General features: G+C 54.8%; 15 protein-coding genes. 9 read left to right on the plus strand and 6 right to left on the minus strand.

Annotated elements, in window-relative coordinates; genetic code table 11:
* The first annotated feature begins 61 nt into the window (after positions 1 to 61).
* From ROA7450_RS11220 to ROA7450_RS11235, 4 genes are all read left to right on the plus strand, one after another.
* A complete protein-coding gene (locus ROA7450_RS11220; protein ID WP_085805807.1) occupies positions 62 to 1,330 on the plus strand; it encodes an MFS transporter in 1,269 nt (422 codons plus the stop codon).
* 110 nt (positions 1,331 to 1,440) lie between these two features.
* On the plus strand, positions 1,441 to 2,025 hold the full coding sequence (locus tag ROA7450_RS11225) for a DUF924 family protein (protein WP_085805808.1): 585 nt from the start codon (positions 1,441 to 1,443) through the stop codon (positions 2,023 to 2,025).
* Positions 2,026 to 2,161: 136 nt separating this feature from the next.
* The gene (lpdA, locus tag ROA7450_RS11230; RefSeq protein ID WP_085805809.1) at positions 2,162 to 3,556 is read left to right on the plus strand and encodes a dihydrolipoyl dehydrogenase; all 1,395 of its coding nucleotides are present in this window, start codon (positions 2,162 to 2,164) and stop codon (positions 3,554 to 3,556) included.
* 140 nt (positions 3,557 to 3,696) lie between these two features.
* Positions 3,697 to 5,070 carry a metal-dependent hydrolase family protein gene (locus ROA7450_RS11235; RefSeq protein WP_085805810.1) on the plus strand — a complete coding sequence of 458 codons (1,374 nt, stop codon included), beginning with the start codon at positions 3,697 to 3,699 and terminating at the stop codon, positions 5,068 to 5,070.
* 3 nt (positions 5,071 to 5,073) lie between these two features.
* Here ROA7450_RS11235 and ROA7450_RS11240 read toward each other — a convergent pair whose 3' ends face one another.
* Complete coding sequence (locus ROA7450_RS11240; protein WP_085805811.1) at positions 5,074 to 6,027, minus strand: radical SAM protein; 954 nt, start codon at positions 6,025 to 6,027, stop codon at positions 5,074 to 5,076.
* Between the two features lie 153 nt (positions 6,028 to 6,180).
* Here ROA7450_RS11240 and zwf point away from each other — a divergent pair, with 153 nt between their 5' ends.
* The 4 genes from zwf to ROA7450_RS11260 all read left to right on the plus strand — a co-directional run bounded on the left by zwf (position 6,181) and on the right by ROA7450_RS11260 (position 10,492).
* Positions 6,181 to 7,635 (plus strand): glucose-6-phosphate dehydrogenase, encoded by a 1,455-nt coding sequence (zwf, locus tag ROA7450_RS11245; protein ID WP_085805812.1) that lies wholly within the window; start codon positions 6,181 to 6,183, stop codon positions 7,633 to 7,635.
* The gene (gene pgl, locus ROA7450_RS11250) at positions 7,632 to 8,303 is read left to right on the plus strand and encodes a 6-phosphogluconolactonase (protein WP_085805813.1); all 672 of its coding nucleotides are present in this window, start codon (positions 7,632 to 7,634) and stop codon (positions 8,301 to 8,303) included. The genes zwf and pgl overlap by 4 nt, the downstream gene beginning before the upstream one ends.
* A gap of 108 nt (positions 8,304 to 8,411) precedes the next feature.
* Positions 8,412 to 10,013, plus strand: a complete 1,602-nt coding sequence (pgi, locus tag ROA7450_RS11255; protein WP_085805814.1) for a glucose-6-phosphate isomerase — start codon at positions 8,412 to 8,414, stop codon at positions 10,011 to 10,013.
* Positions 10,010 to 10,492, plus strand: a complete 483-nt coding sequence (locus ROA7450_RS11260; RefSeq protein ID WP_085805815.1) for a dihydrofolate reductase — start codon at positions 10,010 to 10,012, stop codon at positions 10,490 to 10,492. The genes pgi and ROA7450_RS11260 overlap by 4 nt, the downstream gene beginning before the upstream one ends.
* Here ROA7450_RS11260 and ROA7450_RS11265 read toward each other — a convergent pair.
* From ROA7450_RS11265 to ROA7450_RS11285, 5 genes are all read right to left on the minus strand, one after another.
* Entirely contained in the window at positions 10,489 to 10,908 is a 420-nt protein-coding gene (locus tag ROA7450_RS11265; RefSeq protein ID WP_085805816.1) for a cupin domain-containing protein, read from the minus strand. The two genes, ROA7450_RS11260 and ROA7450_RS11265, sit on opposite strands and share 4 nt — an antisense overlap.
* Positions 10,905 to 11,300 (minus strand): MEKHLA domain-containing protein, encoded by a 396-nt coding sequence (locus ROA7450_RS11270; RefSeq protein ID WP_234999500.1) that lies wholly within the window; start codon positions 11,298 to 11,300, stop codon positions 10,905 to 10,907. The genes ROA7450_RS11265 and ROA7450_RS11270 overlap by 4 nt, the downstream gene beginning before the upstream one ends.
* A 68-nt stretch (positions 11,301 to 11,368) precedes the next feature.
* Positions 11,369 to 12,037 carry an immunity protein Imm33 domain-containing protein gene (locus tag ROA7450_RS11275; RefSeq protein ID WP_085805818.1) on the minus strand — a complete coding sequence of 223 codons (669 nt, stop codon included), beginning with the start codon at positions 12,035 to 12,037 and terminating at the stop codon, positions 11,369 to 11,371.
* A gap of 4 nt (positions 12,038 to 12,041) precedes the next feature.
* Entirely contained in the window at positions 12,042 to 13,316 is a 1,275-nt protein-coding gene (gene eno, locus ROA7450_RS11280; protein WP_085805819.1) for a phosphopyruvate hydratase, read from the minus strand.
* Positions 13,317 to 13,425: 109 nt separating this feature from the next.
* On the minus strand, positions 13,426 to 14,295 hold the full coding sequence (locus tag ROA7450_RS11285; RefSeq protein ID WP_085805820.1) for a DMT family transporter: 870 nt from the start codon (positions 14,293 to 14,295) through the stop codon (positions 13,426 to 13,428).
* 490 nt (positions 14,296 to 14,785) lie between these two features.
* Between ROA7450_RS11285 and uvrA the strand changes: the two genes are divergently transcribed.
* A complete protein-coding gene (uvrA, locus tag ROA7450_RS11290; protein WP_085805962.1) occupies positions 14,786 to 17,644 on the plus strand; it encodes an excinuclease ABC subunit UvrA in 2,859 nt (952 codons plus the stop codon).
* The last annotated feature ends 7 nt before the right edge of the window (positions 17,645 to 17,651 follow it).

Consider the following 17,651-nt stretch of genomic DNA (forward strand, 5'->3'; position numbering starts at 1 on the left):
ATAAGCCAGATCATTGCGTGGGCGTCGCTAAGATAGCGCGACACGAAACGGGAGACCCGAGATGTTGAGAGTGATCACCAGCACCTGGCCGCTGTTTATGGGCATCATGTTCCTGCAGGTTGGCAACGGCATGCAAAGCACGCTGTTGGGCATCCGGGGCAACCTCGAAGGCTTTGGCACATTCGAGATGTCGCTGGTTATGGCCGGATATTTCGTGGGCTTCCTGTTTGGGTCTCGCATCACACCGGATATGATCCGCCGAGTCGGGCATGTGCGGGTGTTTGCGGCGCTTGGCTCGCTCTTGTCAGCGGTGGTGGTTCTGTTCCCGGCGCTGACCGATCCGCTGTTTTGGGGCATCGGACGGGTGATGGTCGGGTTCTGTTTTTCTGGCATCTATGTGACGGCGGAAAGCTGGCTCAATGAAGCCGCCGAGAACGAGAACCGCGGCAAGGCGCTTTCGCTTTATATCATTATGCAGATGGTTGGCCTGATCACAGCGCAATATCTGCTGGTTCTGGGCGATCCGGGTGGCTTTATCCTGTTTATCATCCCATCAGTTCTGATTTCATTGTCGTTTGCGCCGATTTTGCTGTCGGTCAGCCCGACACCGGCGTTTTCAACATCGAAACCGTTGAGTCTTAAGCAGATTATGAAAATTTCCCCGTTGGGATGTGTGGGCATGTTCTTACTTGGCGGGATTTTCTCAGCGCAATTCGGCATGGTCCCGATTTACGGCATAGAGGCCGGGCTGAGCATCGTTCAAATCTCGACGCTGGTATCGATGTTCTTTCTTGCGCCTTTGATCCTGCAATTCCCAATTGGCTGGCTGTCAGACCGGATGGATCGCCGCGTGCTGATCTTTATCGGTGCGCTGTTTTGCGGGGTAGGGTGCATCATTGCCGTTGTGTTGGGACATGTTTATGTCTTTCTGCTGCTCGCGGCCTTGATGGTGGGAGGGATGTCAAACCCGCTGTATTCTCTGTTGATTGCCTATACAAATGACTTCCTTGAGCACGATGACATGGCTGCCGCTGCAGGCGGTATGGTGTTCATTAACGGCTTGGGTGCGGTCATTGGCCCCCCGATCACGGGTTGGATGATGGGCGTAATTGGGCCGAGCGGGTTGTTTATCTTCATTGCGTTCCTATCTTTCGCCATGGCAGGTTACGCAGCCTACCGGATGACGCAGCGTGCAGCACCATCTGTTGAAGATACTGAAAGCTTCACCATGATGACGCCGACATCGTCGCCGATGGCCGTGGAGTTTGCACAAGAAGTTGCCATTGAGAACGCGTTGGAAGAACAGGAAGCACAGGACGCAAAAGAGTAACATTAAAGTAACAATGCACATGTAATGTAGTATTTGTTTACTGTTAATTTTGTTGCGCGTGACTTAGGGTTAACTTTAAGAATATGACCAAGGGCATGAAGGAGACAACCATGGTCACCCCTGATGATGTATTGAGTTTTTGGTTGGACGAGGTAGGCCCAAAGGGGTGGTACGAGGCTTCTGAGACCCTTGATCAAGAAATCCGTGATCGTTTTGAAGGGGCATGGCACAATGCCCGGCAAGGGGCTTATGCCCTTTGGTTAACATACCCGAGCGGGGCGCTTGCCTATATCATTCTGATGGATCAATTCCCGCGCAACATGTTCCGGGGAAATGCAGACTCATTTAAAACAGACAAGAACGCAGTTGCGGCAGCTGCGGCAGCGATCCACCGCAAATGGGACATGCGCATTGACGAACCGGCGCGCCAATTTTTTTACCTGCCGTTCATGCATTCAGAGAATCTCTGCCATCAGGACCGCTGCGTGCGTCTGATGCTGGAGCGGATGCCGGAAGGGGGCGCATCGAACCTGTTCCATGCGCAAGCACATCGCGAAGTGATCCGGATGTTCGGCCGATTCCCTTATCGCAATGCAGCGTTGCAGCGCCGCTGTACCAAACCTGAGCAAGCCTATCTGGACGAGGGTGGCTATGCGGCCACCTTGCGTGACCTGCAAAAGGCCAATGCAGCCTGAATTTACAGGCGATTAGAACACATGGCTGAAGTTGTTGAGACTGATGGTAGTGGCCTTCGGTCTTTCGGCGCATGCTGCGTTGTGGTCGGTTTGAAAGTAGTTTAAGGTCAAACTAAATTTTGAACCGGAGTCTCAGATGGCAGATAACAGCTTTGATATGGTGGTCATTGGCGCGGGGCCGGGTGGCTATGTTGCAGCTATTCGCGGGGCGCAGAACGGCCTGAAGGTGGCCGTGGTCGAGCGTGAGCATATGGGCGGCATCTGCCTGAACTGGGGCTGTATCCCGACCAAGGCCTTGTTGCGTTCCTCAGAGGTGTTTCACCTGATGCATCGCGCCAAGGACTTTGGTCTGTCGGCCGAGGGTATCGGCTATGATCTGGAGGCGGTGGTCAAGCGGTCACGTGCGGTGTCAAAGCAGTTGAACAGCGGCGTTGGGCATCTGCTGAAGAAGAACAAGGTCAAAGCCATCATGGGCGAGGCCACTGTGACCGGTGTGGGTAAAGTCAGTGTCAAAACCGACAAAGGCACCGAAGAGCTAACCGGCAAAAGCATCATTTTGGCTACCGGTGCACGGGCGCGGGAACTGCCCGGGCTTGAAGCGGATGGCGATCTGGTCTGGACCTATAAGCACGCGCTGATGCCGCCGCGGATGCCGAAAAAACTTCTGGTCATTGGATCGGGCGCAATCGGGATCGAATTCGCCAGCTTCTACAACACTTTGGGTGCCGATACGACGGTGGTTGAGGTGATGGACCGCGTGCTGCCAGTCGAAGACGCGGAGATCAGCGCCTTTGCCAAGAAGTCCTTTGTCAAACAGGGGATGAAGATCATGGAGAAAGCCATGGTCAAGCAGCTGGATCGTGCCAAAGGCAAGATCACCGCGCATATCGAAGTGGGCGGTAAAGTTGAAAAGCACGAGTTTGACACGGTGATTTCCGCCGTGGGCATTGTTGGCAATGTTGAAGGTCTTGGGCTTGATGCGCTTGGTGTGAAAATTGACCGGACCCATGTGGTGACCGATGCGTTCTGCCGCACTGGAGTCGATGGGCTCTATGCCATTGGCGATATCGCGGGCGCGCCATGGCTGGCCCATAAGGCAAGCCATGAGGGTGTGATGGTCGCCGACCTAGTGGCGGGTAAACACGCGCATCCGGTAAAACCAGAAAGCATCGCAGGATGTACGTATTGTCACCCGCAAGTGGCCAGTGTTGGCTTCACGGAGGCCAAAGCAAAAGAAGCCGGTTATGACATCAAGGTCGGGCGCTTCCCCTTCATCGGAAATGGCAAGGCGATTGCACTGGGTGAGGCCGAGGGCATGATCAAAACTGTGTTTGATGCGAAAACCGGCGAATTGCTGGGCGCGCATATGGTCGGGGCCGAGGTGACCGAGCTCATTCAGGGCTATGTGGTTGGTCGTCAGCTGGAGACCACAGAAGAAGACCTGATGAACACCGTCTTCCCGCATCCGACCCTGTCGGAAATGATGCATGAATCGGTGCTGGATGCCTATGGTATGGCGATCCACATCTAAGTTTGCGCTGCAATGACTTTTGGAAAAGCCGAGGGGAAACCTTCGGCTTTTTTTGTTGGGGAAATTGCACAAAATTAGACACTTGGTGACTTTTGGGATGTTTTGCGCTACCTCAGGTAGAGATCCTGGGGAGGACCACTATGAAATATTATGGAATGATTGGCGCGCTGCTGCTTGCATCGATGACGCATGCGCAAGAAGAGGCACAGCCGCAAACACTGATTACAAATGTGCACGTGTTTGACGGGGTGAATGAGGCGCGGATTGAAAACGCTTCTGTTCTGGTTGAGGGGAACCTGATTAAGAGCGTGTCGACGGACGCGATTGAAGCACCTGATGCGACGGTGATTGATGGTGAAGGGCGCACATTGATGCCTGGCTTTATCGAAACACACGCACATTTGATGTTGATGGGTCCGACGATCCCGGCAATGGAGGCGAACTCGACCTGGGAAGATTTTGCCATTCATGGCGCGCGAATGGCGGAAATGTACCTTATGCAGGGATTTACGACGGTTCGTGATGCTGGTGGGGGCAACGGAGGCCTGAGGCGTGCAATCGACGCCGGTGAGATCTTGGGACCACGATACTATCCTTCGGCTGCATTCCTGGGAACCCGTGGCGGGCACGCAGATTTTGCCAATTTTACCTCACCTCCGGGAGAGTCTACCAATTTCGGCCGTTTGAATATGGCGCAAGAAGTGGACAATGTTGCGGATGTTCAGAAATTCGGCCGTAACAATTTTAGGATGGGGGCCACGCAGCTAAAGTACATGCAATCCGGCGGGGTGGTGTCGGCTTTTGACCCTTGGCAACTTTTGGCAGGCTCATCTGAAGAAATTGGGGCCGCTGTACAGGTTGCAAATGAATATGGCAGCTATGTTATGGCTCACTCATACCGCAAGGAAGCGATCATGAACGCGCTTGAAGCGGGGGTGATGTCAATCGAGCATGGCTTTGCTTTCGATTGTGAAATTGGAGCACTGATGAATGAAAAAGGTGCGTATATTTCGACAAACCTGACGGCGTTTGATGAAGGGCTCACAACCATTCCTGCCGTAGCCAATAATCCGGCCAGCCTTGCCAAAGCCATATCTGCATCGGCGACCTTTGGGAATTACATCGACAACATGAAGGAGTGTCCGGTCAAACGCACATTCCAGGTTGATTGCGTGGGCTCTGTGACTGCATGCAACATTCAGATCGCATATGAGAAAAATCTGAATAACAAGTTTTTCGGGCCATATACGTCTTTGGTGACAATGACCTCGGTTGGGGGGGAGTTGGTCGCGCTAAGCGGAGATTTCATGAACCCATACACAGATGGAAAACTAGGGGTGATTGAAGAGGGGGCCTATGCCGATATTCTGATCGTGGATGGTAACCCGTTGGAAGACTTCAGCGTGGTGGGCACAGGGGACAAGTGGTTTGATGCGGAACCGCGCCCCGACAGCCCGGAAACCATCCGGATCATCATGAAGGATGGTGTGATCTACAAGAATACGCTGGAATAGGGCTTAGCCCGAGCAACTGGCCCCGCCAAGCACGCAGAATTTGGAACAGTGCGGGTGGTTGAGGGCAACGTCGCGCTCGGCCTCTTCCAAGGTGCGGCCCATTTCGAACTGTTCGTCATAGGGCAAGAGGGTGCAAGCCAACACGGTGGGGTGATCCGCACCTTTGCGTTTCACCACCATGCGGGAGGACGAGCACATCACATCGCGCGGGGATTTATCAAGAATGCCCCAGCAGGCGGTGGTGATTTCCGGGACTTCGACGGTTTCATCCATTTCCGGGAACAGAACTGTCATGCCGGGATTGTCGGCGTCGATGTCAAAGCTGTGCTTAGCGTAGAGCGCACGGTAGCCATCGCGGGTCTCGGTATCGGTTTCCCCCCAGATGGTGCGGCCGGCAGCGGCGAGGTGGAAACCGTTGTCGCGCAGCCATTTCATGCCCTCAATCGTGCGGTCAAAGGCGCCCTTGCCGCGTATTTCGTCATGGGCTGATTGCGACCAGTGATCCAAAGAGATGCGGAAGATCAGTTTCTCGCGCTGTTCCGTCGGGATTTCGAGCAAACCGTTCTGAACGGTCTTGCGCATCATCGGGCGCATGGCATTGGTCAGGATCAGCACATCAAAACCACGATCCAGACAGGTGCGGGTCATGGCCACCATCTGCGGGTTCATGAAGGGCTCACCACCGGTAAAGCCGATCTCGCGAATGGGCCATTTGCGCTCTTCGATTTGATCGAGATAGTTGTTGACCTCTTCTACCGTCAGATAGACCAGCCGATCATTACTGGGCGAGCTTTCGATGTAGCAGTTGATGCAGGTGATGTTGCACAGCGTGCCGGTGTTGAACCATAGGGTTTCGGGGTTACTGAGTGGCACTGTCGCGCGCGTCTGACCATCTGCCGTTAACAAAGGGTCGCGAAATTTCAAACTGCTCTTTGGTGCATCGATGATATCTTTCATCGCAAGCCTCGCTTTTCGTTTGCTTTTCCGAAATATCCGGTTCTTTCTATGAAAGAAAGTCAGGCGCGGGCTGGTGACAGCTTTGTGATCGGTCATTAGGGTTGGTTGTGTTAGACCGGCGGGTCAATCACGCGCAAGGATGGAGCACGTAACATGGTTTCAAGGGTCATCCCTGTTGATCCCTTTGATCTGGTGATTTTCGGCGGGACCGGGGATCTGGCCCGGCGCAAGATCTTGCCCGGATTGTTTCGGCGTTTTTGTGCAGGGCAGATGGAAGAGGATTCCCGTATTATAGGGGCCGCACGGTCTGACATGGACAGTGAGGAGTACCGGCACTTTGTACGTGAGGCGATCACGGAGTTTGATCCCAAGACCAAAGGCGAATGCGCGCATCTGGATGAGTTTCTGACGCGGTTGCATTACGTAACGATTGATGCGCTTGGCGAAACAGGCTGGGCTGAGTTGGCGGAACTGACCCGGTCGGACAAAGTTCGGGCGTTTTATTTTTCAGTTGCGCCGCGCTTGTTTGGCCCGTTGGCCGAGCGATTACATCTGCATGGGATGGCCGACGGTGAAAGCCGGATCGTGGTGGAAAAGCCGTTTGGGCGTGACTTGGAGTCGGCGCGGGCTTTAAACAAAGTGCTGGCAGAGCATTTCGAGGAAAACCAGATCTACCGGATTGATCACTATCTGGGCAAGGAAACGGTTCAGAACCTGATGGCGATCCGGTTTGGGAATATGTTGTTTGAGCCGTTGTGGAACAGTCAATACGTCGATCATATCCAGATTACCGTGGCTGAATCTGTCGGTGTTGGCGGGCGCGGGGGATACTATGATCGCGCCGGAGCGATGCGGGACATGATGCAAAACCATATGATGCAGCTGTTGTGCCTGATTGCGATGGAGCCACCGGCGAAGTTCAACCCCGATGCGGTGCGTGATGAAAAGCTGAAAGTTATTCGCGCGCTTGATCCGGTGAGGGAAGAGGACATTGTGCGCGGCCAGTATGAGGGCACAGAAGATCTGCTCGGGTATCGACGAGAGGCGGAGAACCCGGAGAGTACAACGGAAAGTTTTGTGGCTCTCAAGGCGCACGTCAGTAACTGGCGGTGGGCGAATACGCCGTTTTACTTGCGCACAGGAAAACGCCTGCGCGAACGGGCCAGCGAGATTGCAATTGTGTTCAAGGATGCGCCGCACTCGATTTTTGATGAGGATGCCGGGCGGCATCGCAATATTTTAACAATCAAGCTGCAACCTAACGAGGGCATCGAGCTTGGTGTGACTATCAAAGAACCGGGTCCGGGGGGCATGCGGCTGATCGACGTGCCGTTGGACATGAGTTTTGCAGAGGCATTGGGGCCGGAAGAGGCCGATTTTCCAGACGCTTACGAACGGTTGATCATGGATGTGATCCGTGGCAACCAGACTCTGTTTATGCGTGGAGACGAGGTCGAAGAGGCCTGGGCTTGGACTGACCCAATCATTGCGCAATGGGAAGATGATGCAGTTCCACCTATACGTTATGCCACCGGAAGTTCCGGCCCCGATGATGCGCTTATGTTGATGCACCGGGACGGGCGCCGCTGGCGGGAGATTAAAGCATGAGACTTGTAGAATATGCAGATTCCGAAATGTTGGCGATGGATTTGGCCAATGTTCTAGCTGGCGAATTGACGGCGGTTTTGGAACATGAGGAACGTGCATTTTTCGTGGTGCCAGGGGGGAGCACTCCCGGTCCGATCTTTGACGCGCTTTGCGCCGCTGATCTCGATTGGAGCCGTGTGGATATTGCCCTAAGTGATGAACGGTGGTTACCACCGGTACACGTGCGCTCGAACACCAAGCTGATTCAGGAACGTCTGCTGCAAAATCGTGCAGCCGCGGCGAATGTAGTCCCGCTTTATCATAAAGCAGAGGCGCCTGAGGAGATCCTGGCGCAATTGGCCGAAGGGATTGAGCCGAAGTTGCCAATTGATGTGCTTTTGCTGGGAATGGGCAGTGACATGCACGTGGCCTCGCTCTTTTCTGGTGGGGATCAGTTGGCGCGAGGGCTAGATCCGGATGCCCCGGTATTGGTGTCGATGCGTGCGGCTGGTGCGCCTGAGCCTCGCGTTAGTATGACGGCACGAGTGTTGAATGGGGCAATCTCAAAGCATTTGGTGATAACGGGTGCGAAGAAACACGCGGCGCTGGATCGCGCGCGCAGCACAGATCCGCTGCATGCGCCGGTAGCTGCAATTTTAGATGGAACAACAGTGCATTGGGCTCCATAAAAGGGGGCGTTGCTGCCGCTCTTACTTGTGGGGGGGGCTGGAGAAATTTTATTAAGATGAAATTCGTATTTGTGAGTAGATTGGCCCAAGCAGAGGTGGGTAACTAAGATGTGGGCAGATCTAAAGGCGCTTTGTGGCGCAGATATCAAAAACCTATTTGATGGCACCGGTCGTGCAAGGGATTTCTCGATCACGTTTGATGGGATGTTGTTTGACTATTCCAAAACGTCTCTAACAGTTGAAGCGCGTCAAGCCATGCTTGACTTGGTAAACGAACGCGGTGTCGAGGCACAGCGCGACGCGATGTTTGCCGGCGAAAAAATCAACGATACCGAGCGGCGTGCTGTATTACATATTGCTTTGCGCGCCTTGTCTTCCGCCCCGATCATGTTTGAAGGTGAGGATGTTCTGGCCGGCGTGCGGGCAGGGTTGACAAAGATGGAGAGCTTTGCCGAGGAGTTACGCTCTGGCCAGTATCAGGGGGCGGGTGGGCCCATTACGGATGTGGTGAATATTGGTATTGGCGGCTCTCATCTGGGACCTGAAATGGCAGTAAAGGCGCTGTTGCCGTACCGCGATGGGCCGCGCTGTCACTTTGTTTCAAACGCGGATGCGGCAGATATCCATGACAAGTTGGAGGGGCTGGATCCGACACGGACCTTGGTGATTGTAGCCTCGAAATCCTTCACGACAGTTGAAACCATGACCAACGCCGAAACTGCGCGTGCATGGATGGCGCGGGCGGTAGAAGACCCGGCAAGCCAGTTTGTCGCCTTGGCCTCGGCCGAGGATAAGACCAAAGCCTTTGGTATCGCGTCTGAACGCGTGTTCGGGTTCGAGGATTGGGTTGGCGGGCGCTATTCGATCTGGGGGCCGATTGGCCTTTCGCTGATGTTGTCCATTGGGCCTAAACGGTTCCGTGAATTCCTTGCAGGTGGTGAGGCGATGGATCAGCATTTCGTGCATGCGCCTTTGGGGCAGAACATGCCAGTGATGCTAGCACTGTTGGGGCTGTGGCATCATCAGGTTTGTGGGTATCCGACACGAGCAGTTTTGCCATATGATCAGCGCTTGGCTAGGTTGCCCGCCTATTTTCAGCAGCTAGAGATGGAGAGCAATGGCAAGGGTGTGACGATGGATGGCACGCCAGTTGAGGGCGGATCTGGCCCCGTCGTCTGGGGGGAGCCGGGCACCAATGGCCAACACGCGTTTTATCAACTTATTCATCAGGGCACGCAGGTGGTTCCATGTGAGTTCATGGTCGCAGCGGAGGGGCACGAACCAGATATGACCCACCAGCATGAATTGCTGGTGGCCAATTGTCTGGCTCAATCCGAGGCCTTGATGTTGGGGCGTACACCTGCAACCGCTCGGCGCTTGATGGCTGCCAAGGGGTTCGAGGGGGAAGAGCTGGAACGGCAAGCGCGGCATCGGGTCTTTAAGGGCGATCGTCCGTCGACCACGTTGATCTATGATAAGCTCACCCCGCGTCGATTGGGCCAGATCATTGCGCTCTATGAGCATCGCGTCTTTGTTGAAGGAGTGATTCTGGGGATCAATTCATTCGATCAGTGGGGGGTTGAACTGGGCAAGGTTTTGGCGCTTGAGTTGGAGCCGGTGTTGCAAGGCAAAGTCAACGCCAGCAACAAAGATGGATCAACCCGACAGTTGGTCGAATTCGTGCGTTCGCATTGGGAAGTTGACGAATGATTACGCTGATTGCGGCACGCGCCCGAAACGGGGCCATTGGCCGGGATGGCGACATGCCGTGGCATTTGCCCGAGGATCTGGCGTTTTTTAAACGTGAGACCGAAGGCGGTGCCGTGATCATGGGGCGCAAGACTTGGAACAGCTTGCCAGAAGCGGTGCGGCCCTTGCCCGGGCGGCTTAATCTGGTTGTGTCGTCAAATCCGGATTGTGCGCCGCGGACGTTTGGGACCATTGAGGACGCGATCGCCGAGGCTGAAGGGCAAGGCTATCGGCGGATCTATTGCATTGGCGGTGGGCAGCTTTACGCGGGAATGATGCCAATCGCAGATCGACTGATCGTGACCGAGGTGGATCTGATGGTCGATGACGCAGACACGTTTTTCCCCGTATTCTCCGGGGACAACTGGCATCAGATAGGGCAGGTCATCCTGCGTGAGGAGGCCCCGGCCTGCGTTGCACACGAATACCTGCGCCGTTAACGCGGAATATCGAAGCCGGGTTCGGCAAGGATGAAGTTTTCAAATTGAAAACCCGGGGAGACTGTACAACCCACCAGCGTATAATTCCCCGTGCAGCGGGCCATCTGCCAATGATTGGGAGGCACGATGACTTGTGGGCGTTGGCCGTTGGCCAGATCTGCGCCGAGGGTGTGGTCTATCGCCGGGCCGGTTTCATCCGCTGCGAGCGATAGCACCAAAGGGGCCCCACTGTAGAAGTGCCAGATCTCGGCGGCGTCCACCTTGTGCCAGCGGTTCTGTTCGTGCCCTTGCAGCAGAAAATAGATGCAGGTGCCCGCAGGCCGCCCCTCGTTATCAGCCACCCATGTTTCGCGGTAATGGCCGCCTTCGGGATGCGGTTGCAGATCAAGGGTGGCGATGATGTCTTGAGCGGTCATAGAAACTCGATTTCGTTGAACGTGGCAGCTTGCCCGCATTTGTGCCCCTGATCATCAGTCAATGTCCAGATGACGGCGTTCTTAATGGCAAACCGACGTCCCGAGCTGGAAATGCGGATGCCGTGATAGTTGTCGATAAAGCCGTTTTCCGTGATCGAAGCCAACATCGCAGCTCGTGTCGCGCGTTCGTCTAGTTCAGCACTCAGACGCGAGGGCATTTGGGTGATCTGGTCCCAACTGACCTCCCACAACCTCTGCGCCGCGAGATTGCCGTAGGTGAAGATCGGGTCGTCGGCGGTATTGTGCGACAGAACTGGAAATGGCGCGTGATAGAGGGCTTCTGGGTTAGTGGCGAGCGGATGCCCGAGCAAGTGATCGTATGTTCTGAGCAAAATTAGTGCATGACCGCACTGAAAACTGTTTTCGAAACTTGGTTCCCGCATAGCGAACGCCTTAGCTTTCATTCTTCAACCGGATCGCTGGTGTATTCCACAGCCTGGTATTCATCAGAGTCATTTCGAAGGAAGGCCACGCCTGCGGGATTGTCGAGTAGATGCAGGAAAGATGCATCTTGGTTCAGAACTACGCCCAGTGCGACATAGCTGATGGGGGTATCTTCGTATTCCTCTTCGGATAAGTCATCGACGTGAGCGCGGATGCGCCAACCGCTGTCCGGGTGTTTGTCATCTGGGTCGCTATCAGGCGGTTCCCGATAGATGTACTGCGAACGAGCGCGCCCTTCGATAACGGCTTCATCTACGATACAACGCTCGAAAAAGCGATCCTGATCGTTGCTATCTTCCTCTAACCGTTTCTTTTGGTCTTCATCATCCCAGATAATCGACAAGATGTGATGGACATTGAAGCGAACCACGTCACCAGCAGATAGGCCTGGAATGTCACTAGGATCGTTGTCAAGCTGGCCGATGAGATCGTCGCCATCTCGTTCGGAGACAATTACCCACATACGTTCAGCGTCGTATTCCGGTTCAGGCTGAGTGCTGCGAAAGAGTATTTTGACGTAGTCCTCTTGCCCAACTCCTGCAAGTTCAGCAGGAGAGGGCAGGAAGAACGGATAAGGATTCTCTTTGGCCCGTGGACGCGGGTCCTCGAGCGTATATGCAGTCATTTGTTTATCGCAAGATCGAGCGACCTGCGTACTCGGCGGTATCCCCCAGAGCTTCTTCGATGCGGATCAGCTGGTTGTATTTGGCGAGCCGGTCGGAACGGGCCAGCGAGCCGGTTTTGATCTGGCCGCAGTTGGTGGCAACCGCCAGATCGGCGATGGTGGCGTCCTCGGTTTCGCCTGAACGGTGCGACATCACGTTGGTCATACGGGCGCGGTGGGCCATGTCGACAGCCTTGAGGGTCTCAGTGAGGCTGCCGATCTGGTTGACCTTGACCAGCATTGAGTTGGCGGCCTTGCGTTCGATGCCTTCGGCCAGACGGGCGGGGTTGGTAACAAAGAGATCATCGCCAACCAGTTGCACGCGGTCGCCGATGGCCTTGGTCAATGCAACCCAACCGTCCCAGTCATCTTCGGCCATGCCGTCTTCGATTGAAATGATCGGGTAATCGTTGACCAGCGACCCAAGATAGGCGGCGTTTTCATCGGACGTGAGGGATTTGCCCTCTCCGGACAGGACGTATTTGCCGTTTTTGTAGTACTCGGTCGCGGCACAATCGAGAGCGAGGTAGATGTCTTCGCCGGGCGTGTAACCTGCTTTCTCGATGGACTTCAGGATGAAATCGAGTGCTTCGCGGGTGGAGGCGATGTTGGGGGCGAAACCTCCTTCGTCACCAATGCCGGTGGAGAGACCTGCTGCGGTCAGCTCTTTTTTCAGGGTGTGGAACACTTCGGCGCCCATGCGGATAGCGTCGCGGATGTTGCCCGCGCTGACCGGCATGATCATGAATTCCTGAATGTCGATCGGGTTATCGGCATGTTCACCGCCGTTGATGATGTTCATCATCGGCACTGGCAGAACCCGCGCCGAAGTGCCGCCGACATAGCGGAAGAGGGGTTGCATGGTGAAATCAGCAGCGGCTTTGGCCACGGCAAGGCTGACACCAAGAATGGCATTGGCGCCAAGGCGGGCTTTGTTTGGGGTGGCGTCCAGTTCGATCATCGCGCCATCGATTGCGACCTGCTCAGTGGCGTCCATACCAACCAGTTCTTCGGCAATCTCGCCATTCACGGCAGCGACGGCTTCCAGTACGCCTTTGCCGAGGTAGCGGGATTTATCGCCATCACGGCGTTCAACTGCCTCATGCGCGCCAGTGGAGGCACCAGAGGGCACGGCGGCACGACCCATGGTGCCGTCTTCAAGGATGACATCCACCTCGACCGTCGGGTTGCCCCGGCTATCCAGAATTTCGCGGGCGTGTATATCGATGATGGTGCTCATGTCGTGTCCTCGGACGGAGAAAGAAATACGTTGCCTGCGCCATAACAAGTTTGCGCACCAAGGGGAATACATATAGCGATGTTAGCGGTAACATGTCGCAGGGGAAGCACTATGCCGGTTGGGCCAAGGCGCGTTCCCGTAAGAAGGTGTAAAGTCCACTTCCGATGATCAGGCTGGCCCCGAAAAGAGTGACCAGATCAGGGCGTTCGCCAAAAACGACGATGCCGACTAGCATCGAAAACACCAGACGAGTATAACGGAACGGCATGACGGCCGAGGCCTCGCCAACACGCATGGCCGCGACGATGCCGTAATAGCCCATCGCACCAAAGATGATACCGCCAACAAACATCATAGCTTGTGTGCTTTCCACACTGATTGGTGCGCTGCCAGTGATCAACATCAATACGATACCTGCGGGAATAAGGGCAGCGAAGCCCTGAAAAGAGACAACAGCGGATGAGACATTGTTGTCGAGCTTGCGCGTGATCAGATCCCGTGCACAAACCCCCACGACTGCGATGAGAGCAAAGAGGGCTGGAGGCTCAAACCCATCTAAGCCCGGGCGGATGATTAGTATAACCCCAATGAAACCAACGCAAACCGCACTCCAGCGCCGCCAACCAACGGTTTCCCCTAGGAAAAGCGCAGCTCCCATGGTGACGGCCAAAGGCGTGGCTTGAAACACGGCTGCGACGGTTGAAATATCGACCAAGGACAGGGCGGTGGCAAAGCTCATGGCGGCAATGGCTTCGGCAAATGCGCGCATCAAGAACAGGGGCTTCCAGGCCGTAGCTGCGGTAAGAGAATGCCCCTTGCGTCGCGCCAAGAGCGCAAAGATCGTGGCACTGCCAAGTCCCAGAATAATCAGAATTTGGCCCACCGATACTGAGGTCGAAAGCTGTTTGATAAACATATCCTCAACGGTGAAAGCAGCCATAGAGGCGATCACAAGCAAGATGCCGTTGAGATTATTCATCGTCATATTCCGGAAGCAAGCGGGCGCAAATAGCCCTGATGCTTTATCCAAAGCCGAAAGGTAGGCCTCTTGCAAGACATATTGTATCCAAAAGGATCACCTTTTGTGTGCTTCGACATCACTGAATGAAATTGAGCGCGCCTTTGGCGCGCGCTTTATATCTCGTCGTTCGCCTCTGGCGTCCTCCTCGGATTTGCCTCCGGCGGAGATATTTATGGTCAGATGAATTGTGGATCCGCCCTCTGGCTGCTGTGCCAGAGGGTTTCACCTGACACGGTCATCGGCGTCTCCGCCTGTACCGCAGAAACAGAACTATGGAATATTGATTAACAACGCGTTTATTTCATCTGACTGTAAATATCTCGGCGTCTGGGGCAGAGCCCCAGATGCACGCTTCTGGAAATATATGTTCCCTTATTGTTCTCATTTTCTGGTTGGAGACTCAGTCAGAGTTCTATATCTGTTAACCACCTATTATCCGGGGGCACAGATGGCCGAGTTAAAGAATATTGAAGTGCGCGGTGCGCGCGAGCATAACCTGAAGAACATTGATGTGGATATTCCGCGCAATGAACTGGTTGTGATCACCGGGCTTTCTGGCTCTGGAAAGTCCAGCCTGGCCTTTGATACGATCTATGCCGAGGGCCAGCGACGCTATGTTGAAAGCCTTTCGGCCTATGCGCGTCAGTTCTTGGATATGATGGAAAAACCCGATGTGGATCACATCAGCGGGTTGTCTCCGGCGATCTCAATCGAGCAAAAAACCACCAGCAAGAATCCACGCTCGACGGTTGGCACGGTCACCGAGATTTACGACTATATGCGTTTGCTCTTTGCGCGTGTGGGCACGCCATATAGCCCTGCGACCGGTAAACCGATTGAGGCACAACAGGTGCAAGACATGGTCGACCGAGTGATGGATATGGAAGAGGGCATGCGCGCTTATCTTCTGGCTCCTATCGTGCGGGACCGGAAAGGTGAGTATCGCAAGGAGTTTCTGGAACTGCGCAAGCAGGGCTTTCAGAGGGTCAAAGTGGATGGGCAGTTTTACGAACTGGATGAGCCGCCCACATTGGACAAGAAGTTTCGCCATGACATTGATGTTGTGGTGGATCGCCTCGTTGTGAAAGAGGGGATCGAGACGCGTCTGGCAGACAGTTTCCGCACCGCGTTGGATCTGGCGGAGGGAATTGCGGTTCTGGAAACAGCTCCGCGAGAGGGAGACCCAGAGCGCACTACATTTAGTGAGAAATTCGCCTGTCCGGTCAGCGGTTTCACTATTCCAGAGATTGAACCGCGCCTGTTTTCTTTCAATGCGCCATTTGGGGCCTGTCCGGACTGTGACGGGTTGGGGATGGAATTGTTCTTTGACGAACGTCTAGTGGTGCCAGATGAGGCGCTCAAGGTCTATGACGGGGCGCTGGCGCCATGGCGGAAAGGCAAATCACCTTATTTCCTGCAAACGATTGAAGCCATTGCCAAACATTACGGGTTTGACAAGAACGACAAGTGGAAGGATCTGCCGGCACATGTGAAGCAGGTGTTCCTCTATGGCTCAGGCGAGGAAGAGATCGAGTTTCGCTATGACGAGGGCGGGCGGGTCTATCAGATTAGTCGCGTCTTCGAGGGTGTGATTCCCAATATGGAGCGGCGCTATCGTGAAACCGATAGCAACTGGGTGCGCGAAGAGTTCGAACGTTATCAGAACAACCGACCTTGCGGCACATGTGAAGGGTACCGATTACGCGAAGAGGCTCTGGCGGTGAAAATTGCGGACCTGCATGTGGGGCATGTGGTGCAGATGTCGATCCGCGAGGCATTTGATTGGTGCGAGACGGTGCCAGAGCATCTGACAGCGCAAAAAAACGAGATCGCGCGGGCGATTTTGAAGGAAATTCGCGAACGCCTCGGATTCCTAAACAATGTTGGTCTGGAATATCTGACGCTTAGTCGAAATGCCGGGACGCTTTCGGGCGGCGAAAGCCAGCGGATCAGACTGGCGAGCCAGATAGGCAGTGGTTTGACCGGGGTACTGTATGTGCTGGACGAGCCGAGCATCGGCCTGCACCAGCGCGACAATGGGCGGCTTTTGGAGACGCTGCAAAACCTGCGCGATCAGGGCAATACGGTGATTGTTGTTGAGCATGACGAAGATGCCATTCGCACCGCAGATTATGTTTTCGACATCGGTCCCGGGGCCGGAGTTCATGGAGGCGCGGTGGTCAGCCACGGTACGCCGGATCAAATTCAGGCCGACGCGGCATCAATCACGGGGCAGTATCTAACCGGTCAGCGTGAGATATCCATTCCCGAGGAACGCCGGAAGGGAAATGGAAAATCTCTTAACGTTATCAAGGCAACAGGGAATAACCTTAAGGAAGTCGATGCAAAATTCCCACTGGGTCAGTTTGTCTGTGTAACAGGGGTTTCTGGCGGCGGTAAGTCGACCCTGACGATTGAGACCTTGTTCAAAACTGCAAGTATGCGCTTGAACGGCGCGCGGCAGACGCCCGCACCCTGTGAGACGATTAAGGGGCTGGAGCATCTCGATAAGGTCATTGATATCGATCAGCGGCCCATCGGGCGGACACCACGCTCAAACCCGGCCACCTATACCGGGGCCTTTACCCCGATCCGCGATTGGTTTGCCGGACTGCCCGAGGCCAAGGCGCGGGGTTACAAGCCCGGTCGCTTTTCCTTCAACGTCAAAGGCGGGCGGTGTGAAGCCTGTCAGGGTGATGGTGTGATCAAGATCGAGATGCACTTTCTGCCCGATGTCTATGTCACCTGCGAAACCTGTCAGGGCGCGCGCTATAACCGAGAGACGTTGGAGATTAAGTTCAAAGGCAAATCTATTGCTGACGTGCTGGATATGACTGTTGAGGACGCGCAGGAGTTTTTCAAAGCGATCCCGTCCATTCGAGACAAGATGGATGCGCTGGCACGGGTAGGGCTTGGTTATATCAAGGTAGGCCAACAGGCGACGACCCTATCTGGTGGTGAAGCGCAGCGGGTGAAACTGTCAAAGGAACTTGCGAAACGCTCGACTGGACGGACACTTTACATATTGGACGAGCCGACCACCGGCCTGCATTTCGAGGATGTGCGTAAGCTGCTGGAAGTGCTCCATGAATTGGTCGATGGTGGGAACTCTGTGATCGTGATCGAACACAATCTGGATGTGGTGAAAACCGCTGATCATATTATCGACATTGGCCCCGAGGGCGGCGATGGTGGCGGAGAGATTGTGGCGCAGGGTACACCAGAGGAGGTGGCCAAAGCGCCGCGCAGTCATACTGGTCACTACCTCAAACCAATGCTTGAGGCGCGGATGGTTGCGGCGGAATAGAGTTTGA

The sequence above is a fragment of the Roseovarius albus genome, assembly GCF_900172335.1.
Classification (GTDB): domain Bacteria; phylum Pseudomonadota; class Alphaproteobacteria; order Rhodobacterales; family Rhodobacteraceae; genus Roseovarius; species Roseovarius albus.

Excerpts from the sequence above, each read along its gene's own strand:
- ROA7450_RS11220 (WP_085805807.1), top strand. The coding sequence starts at position 62 with ATGTTGAGAGTGATCACCAGCACCTGGCCGCTGTTTATGGGCATCATG.
- ROA7450_RS11225 (WP_085805808.1), top strand. The coding sequence starts at position 1,441 with ATGGTCACCCCTGATGATGTATTGAGTTTTTGGTTGGACGAGGTAGGC.
- lpdA (WP_085805809.1), top strand. The coding sequence starts at position 2,162 with ATGGCAGATAACAGCTTTGATATGGTGGTCATTGGCGCGGGGCCGGGT.
- ROA7450_RS11235 (WP_085805810.1), top strand. The coding sequence starts at position 3,697 with ATGAAATATTATGGAATGATTGGCGCGCTGCTGCTTGCATCGATGACG.
- ROA7450_RS11240 (WP_085805811.1), bottom strand. The coding sequence starts at position 6,027 with ATGAAAGATATCATCGATGCACCAAAGAGCAGTTTGAAATTTCGCGAC.
- zwf (WP_085805812.1), top strand. The coding sequence starts at position 6,181 with ATGGTTTCAAGGGTCATCCCTGTTGATCCCTTTGATCTGGTGATTTTC.
- pgl (WP_085805813.1), top strand. The coding sequence starts at position 7,632 with ATGAGACTTGTAGAATATGCAGATTCCGAAATGTTGGCGATGGATTTG.
- pgi (WP_085805814.1), top strand. The coding sequence starts at position 8,412 with ATGTGGGCAGATCTAAAGGCGCTTTGTGGCGCAGATATCAAAAACCTA.
- ROA7450_RS11260 (WP_085805815.1), top strand. The coding sequence starts at position 10,010 with ATGATTACGCTGATTGCGGCACGCGCCCGAAACGGGGCCATTGGCCGG.
- ROA7450_RS11265 (WP_085805816.1), bottom strand. The coding sequence starts at position 10,908 with ATGACCGCTCAAGACATCATCGCCACCCTTGATCTGCAACCGCATCCC.
- ROA7450_RS11275 (WP_085805818.1), bottom strand. The coding sequence starts at position 12,037 with ATGACTGCATATACGCTCGAGGACCCGCGTCCACGGGCCAAAGAGAAT.
- eno (WP_085805819.1), bottom strand. The coding sequence starts at position 13,316 with ATGAGCACCATCATCGATATACACGCCCGCGAAATTCTGGATAGCCGG.
- ROA7450_RS11285 (WP_085805820.1), bottom strand. The coding sequence starts at position 14,295 with ATGAATAATCTCAACGGCATCTTGCTTGTGATCGCCTCTATGGCTGCT.
- uvrA (WP_085805962.1), top strand. The coding sequence starts at position 14,786 with ATGGCCGAGTTAAAGAATATTGAAGTGCGCGGTGCGCGCGAGCATAAC.